This is a genomic window from Streptomyces sp. NBC_01476 (genome assembly GCF_036227265.1).
In the GTDB taxonomy this organism is placed as follows: Bacteria; Actinomycetota; Actinomycetes; order Streptomycetales; family Streptomycetaceae; genus Actinacidiphila.
Genome location: NZ_CP109446.1, coordinates 3,567,499 through 3,580,793, shown reverse-complemented (window position 1 = coordinate 3,580,793; position 13,295 = coordinate 3,567,499). Strand labels below are relative to the sequence as shown.

Below are 13,295 nucleotides of genomic sequence, written 5' to 3'. Positions count from 1 at the left end.
GTCAGTGCCGCCCTCCGCCTTCGTGGTGGAGTGCGTCGATGGCGTCGTCCTGTGCGCCCTGGAAGTCCTTGCCGGAGAAGAGCGTCTTGGCGCCCGCGGTGGTGATCGCGTCGGCCAGGGAGTGCAGCGCGTCCCGCAGGTCGGCGTGCGGCTGGACGTACTTCGCCTTGAACGTCTCCGCGGTCTCGTCGCCCTCGCCCCACGGCGGGTCGTTGAGGTCGTAGTGGGTGGCGTCGTCGTAGTTCTGGGCCAGGATCTTGGCGTGCTGGCCCACTTGGTCGGTGATGCCGCCGCCGCGCTGGACCTCCACGGGGAGGGCGGCGAAGACGTTGTCGTCAGCCACGGTCCTTCGCTCCTTCGGGGTTGAGCGGGCCGCCGGGGGCCCGCAGCGGGTCGAGCAGCCGGTCAAGGCCCAGGCCGTCGAGCCGGTCGGCGGTGGTCTGGCCGGCGTGGCTGGCGCCGCGGGTGGTGCCGACGACGTCGTCGAAGCCGGCCCGTACCCGTACCGCCAACTCCTCCCGGGCCACCCGCATGGCCTCCAGCACGCTGGCGGCCAGCTCCTTCCCGGACATGGTCTTGTGCTTGTTGTCGATGAAGCGCAGCGCCTTCGGGCCCCCGTCGGCGCCCAGCGTCAGCTCGACCACCCGGTCACGGGACCTGACCGTCACCTCGACGGTGGCGATCTCGTCCCTGGCCTTGATCAGGGCTTGCCGCTGCTGCTCGAACTCGGCCATGGCCTGGTCGAGTTGTTGCTGCAGTTCGTCCTTCACGGTGGCCTCCTGGTGTGCGACTGGCTTGTGCGGGTTTCGGCCGGTCCGCGGTGTACGGGCCCGGCTGGTTTCCGTCTGTCTCAGCGGCCGATGGAGGAGGGGAGTCCTTCTTCGCCGGTGCCCCAGACGTCTTCGTGGCTGTCGGACCAGTGGGAGCTCTGGGTGGTGGGGCGGTGGGGGCCGGTGCGGCGGCCCTGGCCGGTGGTCGGGGTCCGGCTGGGCAGTTCCTGAGGGTCTTCTTCCTCTTCCTCGAAGTCCTCGAACGCGTCTTCCGGCGGGGGCTGCTGCTGATACCCGCCACCATGGATGAACGCCCCGTCGGAGTCGTTCTGCTGATACGTCTCCCGGACCCGCTCCCCGCCCTGCTGACCCCCCTGCTGCCCCATCCGGGACATTCCCATCATCATCATCATCGGCGACATCATCGCGCTGAGCCCCGCGTCACCGGCCGCCGACGGCACCGCAGCGACCCCGCCCAGACCCTGCAACTCCCCGCCCAGACCCGCGGCAGCCGCCGTCGCGGGACTCGGCACCGCCTGGAACTGCCCCCCCGGCCCGGAAATCGTGCTGCTCCCATCAGGGAACCTCGTCGTGGTGAACCCGTTCCCATCGGTCGTCGCCGACGCACCCGACGGGAAATGCGTCGTCATCGTCCCGTCACCGTTGTGCAGATCCAAACCCCCCGAACTCCCGCCGAACGACGAGGAGGTCGCCGGGACATGCACCCCCGACAGCCCACTGCCGCCCCCGACCGTCACCGGCGGCTGATCCCCGCCCAGACCGTCCAGACCCCCCAGCCCGCCCAGACCCGTCCCCGTCCCCGTGGCGTTGGTGGTGGTCACCGTCCCGTCCGGGTTGACCGTCACCGAACTCCCGTCCGGGTAATGCGTCGTGATCCCCCCGTTGTCCCCGATCGTGGTCGTCGACCCGTCCGGGTTGGCCAGCGACTGCCCGTCCCCCAGATGCGTCGTCACCGTGTGCCCGTCCGGCGTCGTCGTCGTCACCGTCCCGTCCGGACTCAGCGACGTACTGCTCCCGTCGGGGAAGTCCGACGTCAGACTCCCGTCGGCGTTCTGCGTCATCGTCGTCCCGTCCGGCGCCGTCAGATGCGTGATCCCGTCCGTGCCGGTGTTCTCCACCACCCCGTTGGGGAAATGCGTCGTACTCGACCCGTCAGGGAAGTCCGTCGTCAGACTCCCGTCCCCGTGCTGCGTGACCGTACTGCCGTCCGGGAAGTGCGTCCCGATGTCCCCGTTGTCCCCGATCGTGGTCGTCGACCCGTCCGGGTTCGTCAGCGACTGCCCGTCCCCCAGATGACTGGTCAGCGACGTCCCGTCGCCGTGCTGGGTCACCACCGTCCCGTCCGGATCCACCGTGGTGGAACTCCCGTCCGGGAAGTGCGTGGTGACACTCCCGTCACCGTTCTGCGTGACCGTGCTGCCATCCGGCGCGGTCACCTGCGTCGACCCGTCCGCCCCGGTCGTCTCCACCGTCCCGTTGGGGAAATGCGTACTGCTCGACCCGTCCGCGCCCGTCGTCGTCAGACTCCCGTCACCATGCTGCGTGACCGTACTGCCGTCCGGGAAATGCGTCGAGATGTCCCCGTTCTGCCCGATCGTCGTCGTCGACCCGTCCGGATTCGTCAGCGACTGACCCGTCCCCAGCTGACTCGTCAGCGACGTCCCGTCACCATGCTCGGTCACCACCGTCCCGTCCGGATGCACCGTCGTCGAACTCCCGTCCGGGAACGTCGTCGTGACACTCCCGTCCCCGTTCTGCGTGGTGACACTCCCGTCCGCGTTCCGCACCCCCGTCGGACCCGGACCCGAACTCGTGAACACCGGCGCCGACCCACCCGGCACCAGACCATTCGGCGTCAACCACGTCCCATCCCCCGTCTGCGTCGAGATCGGACCCCCACCATCCACACCCGACGGACCACCCAGACCGTTCAACGCGCCTGGATCGCCGAGGCCGTTGAAGTTGTCCCCGAGGCCGTTCGGGCCGCCGAGGCCGTTGGGATCGCCGAGACCGTTGAAGCTGTCGCCGAAGCTGTCCGGGCCGCCGGCCCCGTTGGGTCCGCCGAGGGCGTTGAGGTTGTTGCCGAAGCCGCTGAGGCCGCTGTTGATGTTGTCGCCCAGGCCGTTGAGGTTGTCCCCGAGCCCGTTGAGACCGCTGTTGAAGTTGTCCCCGAAACCGTTCAGGCCGCTGTTGATGTTGTCGCCGAGGCCATTGAGGTTGTCGCCCAGCCCGTTGAGGCCGCTGTTGATGTCGTCGCCGAAGCCCTTGAAGTTGTCGCCGAAGCTGTTCAGGCCGTCGTTGATGTTGTCGCCGAGCCCGTTGAGGTTGTCCCCCAGGCCGTTCAGGTTGTCGCCCAGGCCATTGAGGTTGTCCCCGAGCCCGTTGATGTTGTTGCCCAGGTTGTTGAGCTCGTTGTTCAGGTCTTCCTGGGCCTTGTCGGCCTTCTCCTGCGCGAGCTCCTGCTTCTCCTCCTGGAGTTCCTCGGAGAGCGAGGTGGAGCCGGTGTCCTCGAAGGCGAACGTCGTGTCCCAGTTGGGGTCGAGCACCCGGCTCCAGGCCTGCTGGAGGTTGGTCACCGTGGTACGGGCGGGCGTGTCGAGATTCGTCTCGATGTTGGTCTGCCACCGCTTCACCGCCTCGTTGGCAGCCGCCGACCACGTACTGGTGTCATGGAGATTGCCCCAGGTCGTGGTGTCGGAGTAGCCGGCGTCGGTGGTGTAACCCGTGATGGGGGCACCCGGATTGCCCATGTAACCCCCGTAGGGGTTGTACTTCGAGTAGTGCGCCACGTGCCGGGCGTTGTGGGTGGTGATCCAGTCGGAGATCTCCACCATGACCTGTGCCAGGACCTCGCGGGTGTCGCCGCTGACCGGGTCGGAGCTGGTGCTGCCGTCCGGGTGGGTCACCGGGATGGTGCTGCCGGTCTTGTTGAGGAACTTGCCCAGGTGGTCGTTGAGGTCGACCAGCGCCTTGTGCAGGCTCACCTGCGCGCCGATCACCGAGTCGCCGTGCAGGGTCTTCGACTGGTAGTTCGAGTCCGTCACCGAGGTGTTGGTCGGCGCGAACCCCGGCGGCATCAGCTCGGAGCGGTAGTTGTCGTACTTGTCGTGCAGGTCGTTGATCAAGTGCCAGAAGACGCCCGCCGCCTGGCCCCTCCACGCCGCGTTCTCGTCACCCAGACTCTCGACCCACTGCTTGAGCGTCTCGGTGTGATGGGTGAAGAACGTCCCCGCGTTGTCGAACGCCTTCGCCAGCAGGTTGAAGGAGTTCAGGTCCACCCCGTTGTCGGGGGAGGGCGTGCCGCCGGCGTCGGAGGTGGCGCCCGCCGTCTTCCACGGTGAGTTGACCAGGTCGTTGAGCGCCGCCTGACTGCGCTGCCAGTACTGTCTGCCGTCCGTCTGGTCCTTGATCGTCACCGTGGCCCGGTACTTGCCGACATCGTCACCCGTGCCGGAGTAGAACTCGATGTCGAAGCCCATCCCGTCACCGTGCGGAGTGCTCTTGGCGAGCAGATCCATGGTGATGCCCTTGATCTCCACGTCCATCCACGGAATGCCGCCGGCGCCCTTGCTGCCGGTGATGGTGGCGCGGTCGGCCAGCGTGAAGCCGGTCATCAAGTTGAGGATGTTTTCCCAGTTGTCAGCGGCCATGGCGGGCGCCCTCCGGTGGTGTGCTCAGGGAGTGCAGGTGGCGACAGGGTCCGGGACCGGCTCAGGTGGTCGCCGGGGGGCCCTGCTGGGAGCTGCCGCTGAGGTCGAAGTCGTAGTCCTTGATCGCGGTCAGGAACTTCTGGCCGTCGACGGTGGCCAGGCTGTCGCCCTGGGTCTTCAGCATGGTGGTGATGACGTTCTCCAGCTCGCGCTTGAGATCGTCCATGGCGCTCTTGTGCTTGTTGAACACCTGGTCGATGGCCTTGGCGGCGGCCTGCGCGTTGGCGATCACCGCCTTGCCGCCGGTGGCGTCGTCGCCCCCCATCTGGCCCATCACGACCGGGTGCGGGGAGGTGCTGTAGTCGTAGAGCGCCGGCGGGGTCTGCCCGGCCTTGCGGATCGCGACCAGGTCGTTGATGAAGGTGGTCACGTCGTTGTTGATGAACGCGTGCAGGGCGTCCGCGTCGAGCTTCGTCAGATCGGCCATGCCGGGTTGCCTCCTCGCTGGGGGAGCCTGGTGGAACGCGGGGGGTGCGGCCGAGGGCCCGCCCCGGGAGCTGCTCGCGGGGCGGGGCCTCGGCCGCGGTGGTGCGGGCGACGGTCAGAACTTGATCTCTTCGAAGCCCTGCGCGTTGCGGTAGACGGTCTGCTTGTAGTTGTCCGAGATGCCGTCCAGCGTCTGGGCGTGGCTGCTCAGGATCGTGCTGAGCGCCGAGACCTCGGAGTTCCAGGCCGGCTGGACCTTGTTGTAGTAGATGTCGCGGTCCGGGCCGAGCCAGGAGCCGACGATGGTGGCGAGGTTGCTCTGCAGTTCACTGACGATCGACGCGATGCGCTTCGTCTGGTCCTGCATCTCCTGGGAGAAGGTCAGTGCCTGGCCGTGATCGATGTAGATGCCGTCCTCGGCGGACATGGGAACTCCAGATCTCGAGGGGGTGGGGGGTGGTCTGCTGTGGAAGCCTCAGCTGGTCAGGCTGGAGTAGACGCCGTCGGAGACCGAGCCGTGACTGATCGACAGGTGGCCGGCCTGCTGCACCGCGCCGGAGTTGTCGCTCTGGGTCTTGTTGGATGCCATGAGGCTGTTGTCGAGCTGGTTCTCCATCGCCTCACAGGTCGCCTTGATCCGGTCGACCTCGGCCGACCAGTTCGCCATCACCTGCGCGTAGGCGTGACCGTCGGGGCCCTGGTAGTGGGCGCTCAGGGTGGCTGCCGCGTCGGCGACCTGTCCCTGGACCGCGGCCATCTGGGAACGGGCGCCCTCCAGATACTGAACCGCGGTGGCATAGGTGGCGGTCGATGACTGCTGAAGATTGCCTGACGGGGTGCTCATACCGATGTCCTTCCCCAAATGCAGGCGGCACCGGTCCCGTGCCGTCCGGTACGCAGCGCCGGTGGGCGCCGACTCCGTACCGGGGGGACAACGGTTGGTGACGCGCTCGAATTGCAATCGCGCGTCAGCGTAAGTCCGCTGTCAACGCGCTCGCAAGGGAACAAATGTGACGGTGTATCAGTTCCGGTCGGTACGGATGTGCCGACCGAAGTGAGAATGCTGCCGGGAGATTTCCGCGAAATGAGAACCATCTGTACTCAACTTTTCGGGAGAGCGGCAGTCGGGGCGGCCGGGGACGAGCAGCCGGGGGTCCCGGTGCTGTCGGCCCGGCCCTGTACGGCGTTCGCAGGTGAGAGGTCCGGCCCGGTCGGGACCATCGCCAGCAGCGGCGAGGGCAGGCCGCGGGCGGCGTCGAGGTCGTAACCGAGCGCCTTCGCCGCGGTCGCGGACGGGATCAGGTACTTCACCCCGGCGTCGGTGACCAGATACGTGGTGGCGCCGACCGGGGTGCCGCCCGCGTCGAGCGCCCGGACCAGGCTGCCGCCGTCCGGCGGCACCACCACCGCGTCCACCGGCAGGCACGCGGGCGACGCCGGGGCCTTCGCGGTGGCGGACGCCGGGTCGATGACATCGGCCGCGGGCATCAGCGCGATGCTGATCAGACCGCCGTCCGAGGATGCGTCGCCGTCCGTGCCGGCACCGCTGGTGTCCAGTCGTATACAGGCAGCCTGTCCGTCGGAAACGGGCAGCACGGTCGGCGGGGTGGCCGGCAGTGCGGTGTCGGCGCCGGACGTTCCGCGCACCAGGCGGCCGTTGAGCGCGTCGGCGGCGATCGGCACCGCGACCGGCGGGGAACCGGCATACGACTTCGACCGCTCGTCGGGAGCACTGAGCGCCAGCGCCGCCTGCGTGGTGCTGATCGGGACCAGGCCGGCCCGCTGGAGCAGGTAGTACTGCTTCGCCGAGCCCGGCGCCTCCACCGCGAACACCTGGCCCACCCGGGTCGGCCGGCCGTCCAGCACCGGGCCCGGCTCGCCCTGCCCGGGCATGTCCGGCGGCGCCAGGTCGGTGCTGGCCGGCAGCGCGTCCAGGAACGGCGCGGACACCGGCAGCGGCGTGACGGTGCCGTAGCCGAGCGCGTCGGCGGTCGCGGTGCCGGACGCCAGCTTGAAGCGGTTGCCGTGCCACAGCAGGTAGTACGTGCCGTCCGGGCCGCTGACCAGCAGTGCCTGCCCGCCGCCGAGGCCGGCCCCGGGCTTGTCGCCGTCCACCACCAGGGAGGTGGCCGGCGCGCTGCCCCCGGTCTCGGTGGCCCGGGTCGACGCGCACACCTCCCACGGGCCGGTGTCCAGGTCGCGGGCCGGCGGCAGCGCGTCGGGCGCGCCGTCGATGCCCACCGCACTGCCGTGCACCGTGCCGTTGAGCGACTTCGCCGGCACCGTACGGGGCTTGAGGTCGGCGCCCACGATCAGCCGGGCCGAGGAGTAGTTGCGGATCGGCCGCAGCGTGCCGTCGTACAAGTACCGGTTGCCGGTGCCCGATTCGACGATCAGCGTCTTCGGGTCCTGCCAGGCGGTCGAGCCGCCCGGCGAGATGAAGCCGAACACCAGGAAGCCCACCGCGACCACCACCCCGAGGGCACTGCCGAGCACCATCCCGCGGTTGGTGCGGCTGTTCGGGCTCTCCGGGGCGTCCGGATCGGTGCGCAGCAGTCCCGTGGTCAGCCGGGAGACGACGAAGCGGTGTGCCTGGACCTGATCGCGTCTGGTCTGCACGGCCGCTCAGCCCTTGATCCCGCGCAGGTCCGCGTACACGTCCAGCACCCACAGCACCGACGGCAGCAGCCCGATGGCCGCCGCGGACTGCAGCAGGTCACCGGCCCGGCCCCAGTACGGCAGCAGCCGCCGGCCCGGCACCGTCCAGGACACGACGGTCACCCCGACACCGACCGCGAGCAGTGCCGCGACCGCGCCGAACTGTCCGTCCGCGCCGTGCTGCCGGGCCGCGCACACGGTCAGCAGCACCGCGCCCAGCGCGCCCGGCAGGACCAGCGCGAGCCGCTGCCAGGCATTGCCGAGGTTCCGGCCGTGCAGCAGCAGGACCAGCGCCAGCAGCCCGCCGGCCAGCAGCTGCGGGGTGCGCGGCTGGTGGGCGAGCCCGGCCAGGCAGGCCGCGCAGATCACCCCGACCGCCGCGTACAGACCGGTCATCCAGTGGTCGGTGGCCTTGGTGCGGGCGGTCACCTCCTCGCTGGGGTACGGGTCGATGCCCTCCTGCAGCTGCTCCGCGTTGGTGGGCAGCGGCGGCAGCTTCAGCCCGGACAGCGAGAACGACAGCATCGGTACGAACGCCCCGAAGATCACCGCGGGCACCGCGACCGCCGCACCGGCCTCGTCCAGGCCCGCCGACATCGCGAGCATCAGCACCGAGCCGATCACCCCGGCCAGCGCCACCACGATGCTCGGCACGAACGCCACCGGGTAGGCGGCCACCACCGTCAGCGCCAGCGCGGTCGCGATCCCCCAGGCGGCGGAGGCGGCGAGCCAGCGGGCACCGACCAGATGGGCGCCGGTCGCGCCGTCCGCCCCGCCCACCGCGAGCGCCCCGCACAGCGCGGCGAACGGCCCGGTGACCAGGCCGAGCAGCACCGCGCCCGGCAGGTCGTCCAGCACCCGGGCGGCGGCGCCCGCCCCGGCAAGCGCCAGCAGCGCCGCGCCCGCGGCCAGCGCGGCCCGCGACGGCCGGTCGCCGCCGGACAGCGCCAGCAGCACCAGGGCCGCGGTCAGCACCGCGAGCAGCACCGCCCGCAGCGACCAGCGGCTCACCGCGGGCGACCAGGAGTGCGGCAGGCCGCGGATGGTGGACGACACCCCGTCCACCAGGTTGTCGAAGCGCACCGGCGGCAGCGTCTCGGAGAGCGGCCGCAGCAGCAGCACCTCGCCGTCGCGCAACTCCAGCGACTGCGGGGTGCCTTCGGGGTCGAGCGGCGGACCGCCGATGCGCTGCAGCGCCCAGCCGCCGTGTTCCAGACCGGCTTCCGGCAGCTCGTCCCCGGCGTGCCCGACGATGACCGGCAGCAGGTCGGCCACCGGGATGTCGGACGGGACCGCGAGATCGAGGGTCGTGGCCGGGGCCCGTACCGTCAGCCGGCACAGCCCGGACAGTCCAGCGGCCCCTGGCAGACTCGCAACCGACCCTTCACTCATCAGATGCCTGGCCTTCCGCTACGCGCGTTTCCGTCGTCCTTCGGTTCCCGCCCCACAGTGCGATTGAATGCGCAACTTACCTCGTGGTTGTGACGAGTGGGCTAAGAATCGGCCAACGGGGCGTTCCACTCGCGGTGTTGACAGGACACCGATCCGTGGTGTGATGCGATCGCGCGCTCTGCACGCGGTGTCACAGCGGCCGCCGCGGGTACCGCGTTCACAGCTGTTCCGCCTGACACGTCCCGAGGTGAACTTCCGTTGAGCGTGGTGTTCTTCCGCCGGCCGGCCCGCCGCAACGGCCCCGACATGCCCGAAGGTGACCTGGCTCTCCAGGAACCGCCGGTGATGTCGGAGCCCGCCACCAGCGGCAACGCGCTGATGACCTACCTGCCGATGGCGGTGATGTCCGGTGCGATCGTGCTGCTCTACACCCGGCCGGGCACCGCTTCGAGCCCGATCACCTATCTGGTCGTCGGCATGATGGTGATCGCCATGGGCACCATGCTGGTGGGCCAGTTGATGCGCTCCGGCACCGAGCGGAAGACCAAGCTCAAAGGCGCCCGCCGGGACTATCTGCGCTACCTCGGCGGCGTACGGCGCCGGGTGCGGCGGGCGGTGGCCGACCAGCAGCGCGCGCTGGCCTGGCGGCACCCCGAGCCGAGTGCCCTGTGGTCCTTCGCCGGCACTTCCCGGCTGTGGGAACGCCGCCCGTCCGACGACGACTTCGCCGAGGTCCGGCTGGCCGTCGGCGACCAGCGGCTCGGACTGCGGCTGAGCACCACCGCCGCCAAGCCGGTCGACGACCTCGACCCGCTGACCGCGCACGCGCTGCGCGCCTTCATCAACGCCTACTCCACGGTGCCCGACCAGCCCATCGCGATCTTCCTGCGCACCTGGGCCCGGGTACTGCTGCGCGGCGACCGCGAGCAGGTGGCCGCCGCCGCCCGCGCCCTGGTCGCCCAGCTCGCCGTCATGCACGCCCCGCAGGACCTGATGATCGCCTTCTGCGTCGCACCGGAGCGGCGCGCGGAGTGGGACTGGGTCAAGTGGCTGCCGCACACCCTGCACCCGCACGAGGCCGACGGCGCGGGGCCGGCCCGGCTGATCACCGGCACCGCCAACGAGCTGGAGGACCTGCTCGGCGAGGAGTTCACCGAACGCCCGGCGTTCGACCTGGCCGCGGTCCCCGCCAAGGACGAGCCGTTCACCGTCGTGGTCATCGACGGCGGCCAGCTGCCCTCCGGGCACCGCTTCGACCGGGCCGGCTTCCGGAACACCGTGGTCATCGACCTGTCCGGCGCACTGAGCTGGCGGCCGGGGCGTACCGTGCTGCGGCTCGAACTCAAGGACGGCGACGTGGGGTTGGTGCGTACCGACCGCAACCGCAAGGAGACCGTCACCCCGCTCGGCCGCGCCGACGCCCTCGGCCCGGCCGCCGCCCGCGCGCTGGCCGCGCTGCTCGCCCCGATGCGGACCGGCGACAGCGCCGAGACCGCCCGTCCGCTCGACGCCGACATCCAGCTCACCAGTCTGCTCGGCATCCCCGACCTGCACCGCCACGACCCGAACGTGTACTGGCAGCGCCGCGCCTCCTCCGAGGCGGGCCGGCTGCGGGTGCCGATCGCGATGGGCGCCGACGGCCGGCCGGTCGAACTCGACATCAAGGAGTCCGCGCAGGGCGGCATGGGCCCGCACGGCATGCTGATCGGCGCCACCGGCTCCGGCAAGAGCGAACTGCTGCGCACCCTCGTCCTGGGCCTGGCGCTCACCCACTCCTCGGAGACCCTCAACTTCGTCCTGGTCGACTTCAAGGGCGGCGCGACCTTCCTCGGCCTGGACGAACTCCCGCACACCTCGGCGGTGATCACCAACCTCGCCGACGAGGCCGCGCTGGTCTCCCGGATGCAGGACGCCCTGCACGGCGAACTGATCCGCCGGCAGGAGCTGCTGCGGGCGGCGGGCAACTACACCTCGGCGCTTGAGTACGAGCGGGCCCGCGCGTCCGGCACCCCGCTCGCCCCGCTGCCCAGCCTCTTCGTGGTCGTCGACGAGTTCAGCGAACTGCTCGCCGCCCACCGCGAGTTCATGGACCTGTTCGTGATGATCGGCCGGCTCGGCCGGTCGCTGGGCGTGCATCTGCTGCTGGCCTCCCAGCGGCTGGACGAAGGCCGCATGCACCAGCTGGAGAGCCACCTGTCCTACCGGGTGGGCCTGCGGACCTTCTCCGCGATGGAGAGCCGCGGCGTGCTCGGCGTGCCGGACGCCTACGAACTCCCGTCCCAGCCCGGCAGCGGCTTCCTCAAGAGCGGTATCGAGGCCCTCACCCGCTTCCGGGCCGCCTACGTCTCCGGCGTCTACCGGCAGCGGTCCGGCGCCCTGGCCCAGGCGCAGGTGGCCAGCCAGGTCGTGCCCTGGACCGGGGAGTGGGTGGCTTCCCGGCAGCCCGCGCCCGACCCGGAACCCGAACCGGTCCGCGACCCCGCGATGTCCGAGCCGGACGCGGGGGCCGACTCGCTGCTGTCGGTGGCCATCGACCGGCTGCGGGACGCCGGCCCGCCCGCCCACCAGGTGTGGCTGCCGCCGCTGGACCTGCCGCCGACCCTCGACCGGCTGCTGCCGCCGCTCTCGCCCGACCCGCAGTACGGGCTCACCACCGCGGACTGGCCGCAGCGCGGCAAGCTCACCGTCCCGGTCGGCATCATCGACCGGCCCTTCGAGCAGCAGCGCGACCTGCTCACCGTGGACCTGTCCGGCGCCGGCGGCCACGTTGCGGTGGCCGGCGGTCCGCAGAGCGGCAAGTCCACCGTGGTGCGTACCCTGATCGCGGCGCTCTGCCTCACCCACACCCCGCGCGAAGTGCAGTTCTACTGCCTGGACTTCGGCGGCGGCACGCTCTCCAGCCTGGCCGGGCTGCCTCATGTCGGCGGGGTGGCGGGCCGGTTGGACCACGAGCGGATCGGCCGCACCCTCGCCGAGATCACCTCGCTGCTCGCCCGCCGCGAACGGCTCTTCCTGGACAACGGCATCGACTCCATGGCGACGCTGCGCAGGCGGCGGGCGGCCGGGGAGTTCACCGACGAGCCGCACGGCGACGTCTTCCTGGTCATCGACGGCTGGTCCACCGTCCGGCAGGACTTCCAGGACCACGTCCCGGTGATCAACCAGCTCGCCGCCCGCGGCCTCAGCTACGGCATCCACCTGATCACCACCAGCAATCGCTGGGTGGAACTCTCCTCCCAGATCCGCGACCAGTCCGCGACCCGCCTCGAACTGCGGATGGGCGACCCGCTGGACTCCATGGTGGACATCCGGCGGGCCGGGAGCGTGCCGCGGATCCCCGGGCGCGGCCTGACGATCGACAGCAAACTCCACTTCCTGATGGCGCTGCCACGCATCGACGGGATCGAGAGCGCGACGGAACTGGCCGACGGGGTCAGCGACTTGGTCTCGGCAGTGGCGGAGAGCTGGACCGGGCCCGCGGCGCCGCCGGTACGGATGCTGCCGACGATGCTGCCGGCCGGGGAACTGCCCGGGCTCGAACTCAGCGCGGTCGGCGTCAGGCCCGGCGCGGGCAAGGCGGAGACGGCCCGCCGCTTCCGGATGCCGATCGGCGTCGAGGAGACGGAACTCGGGGCCGCGTGGCACGACTTCGCGGAGACCCCGCACCTGGTGGCCTTCGGCGACACGGAGAGCGGCAAGACGAATCTGCTGCGGCTGTTCGCCAAGAACATCAGCGAACGGTTCACGCCCGCCGAGGCGCGCATCCTCGTGGTGGACTTCCGGCGGGAACTGGTGGAGGCGGTGCCCGAGCCGTACCGGCTGGGACACGCGGTCTCGGTCGACCAGCTCAGGGAGCTGGTCGACGGGGTCGCCCGCGCGCTCAAGACCCGTGCGCCCGGACCGGAGATCACCCCGGCGCGGATGCGGCTGGCCGACTGGTGGCGCGGTCCCCGCCTGTTCGTCCTGATCGACGACTACGACCTCGTCGCCAACCCCATGCGCAATCCCTTCGAACCCCTGCTGGAGCACTTGCCGCTGGGCTACGAGGTGGGCTTCCACATGGTGGTCTCCCGCGCGGCGGCGGGGGCGATGCGCGGCATCAACGACCCGCTGATCCGCCGCCTGCTGGAGGTCAACGCCCCCGGCCTGCTCCTGTCCTGCCCCCCGTCCGAGGGCTACCTCTTCAACAACACCAAGCCCCGTCTGCTCCCGCCCGGCCGCGGTATGTACATCACCCGCCGCAGCACGGTCCAGATCCAGACGGCGATGGTCGTGGAGGACGTGGAGGACAGGGTCCCGGACCTCCTCTGACGCGGTC

General features: G+C 70.6%; 9 protein-coding genes. 1 reads left to right on the top strand and 8 read right to left on the bottom strand.

Annotated features, from left to right (window positions below; translation table 11 throughout):
- Position 1 precedes the first annotated feature (1 nt).
- The 8 genes from OG552_RS15740 to eccD form a co-directional block, all read right to left on the bottom strand.
- The gene (locus OG552_RS15740; protein ID WP_329133378.1) at positions 2-343 is read right to left on the bottom strand and encodes a hypothetical protein; all 342 of its coding nucleotides are present in this window, start codon (positions 341-343) and stop codon (positions 2-4) included.
- A complete protein-coding gene (locus OG552_RS15735; RefSeq protein WP_329133376.1) occupies positions 336-770 on the bottom strand; it encodes a YbaB/EbfC family nucleoid-associated protein in 435 nt (144 codons plus the stop codon). Before OG552_RS15735 ends, OG552_RS15740 begins: the two co-directional genes overlap by 8 nt.
- 80 nt (positions 771-850) lie before the next feature.
- A complete protein-coding gene (locus OG552_RS15730; protein WP_329133374.1) occupies positions 851-4,441 on the bottom strand; it encodes an AAWKG family protein in 3,591 nt (1,196 codons plus the stop codon).
- 61 nt (positions 4,442-4,502) lie between these two features.
- On the bottom strand, positions 4,503-4,928 hold the full coding sequence (locus OG552_RS15725) for a type VII secretion system-associated protein (protein ID WP_329133373.1): 426 nt from the start codon (positions 4,926-4,928) through the stop codon (positions 4,503-4,505).
- Between the two features lie 114 nt (positions 4,929-5,042).
- Positions 5,043-5,354, bottom strand: a complete 312-nt coding sequence (locus tag OG552_RS15720) for a WXG100 family type VII secretion target (protein WP_329133371.1) — start codon at positions 5,352-5,354, stop codon at positions 5,043-5,045.
- A 48-nt stretch (positions 5,355-5,402) separates the two neighbouring features.
- On the bottom strand, positions 5,403-5,771 hold the full coding sequence (locus OG552_RS15715; protein ID WP_329133369.1) for a hypothetical protein: 369 nt from the start codon (positions 5,769-5,771) through the stop codon (positions 5,403-5,405).
- Between the two features lie 257 nt (positions 5,772-6,028).
- The gene (eccB, locus tag OG552_RS15710; RefSeq protein WP_329133367.1) at positions 6,029-7,546 is read right to left on the bottom strand and encodes a type VII secretion protein EccB; all 1,518 of its coding nucleotides are present in this window, start codon (positions 7,544-7,546) and stop codon (positions 6,029-6,031) included.
- Between the two features lie 6 nt (positions 7,547-7,552).
- Positions 7,553-8,977 carry a type VII secretion integral membrane protein EccD gene (gene eccD / locus OG552_RS15705; protein ID WP_329133365.1) on the bottom strand — a complete coding sequence of 475 codons (1,425 nt, stop codon included), beginning with the start codon at positions 8,975-8,977 and terminating at the stop codon, positions 7,553-7,555.
- A 264-nt stretch (positions 8,978-9,241) separates the two neighbouring features.
- On the opposite strand from eccD, the gene eccCa reads away from it, so the two are divergent.
- Entirely contained in the window at positions 9,242-13,288 is a 4,047-nt protein-coding gene (eccCa, locus tag OG552_RS15700) for a type VII secretion protein EccCa (protein WP_329140846.1), read from the top strand.
- Positions 13,289-13,295 lie beyond the last annotated feature (7 nt).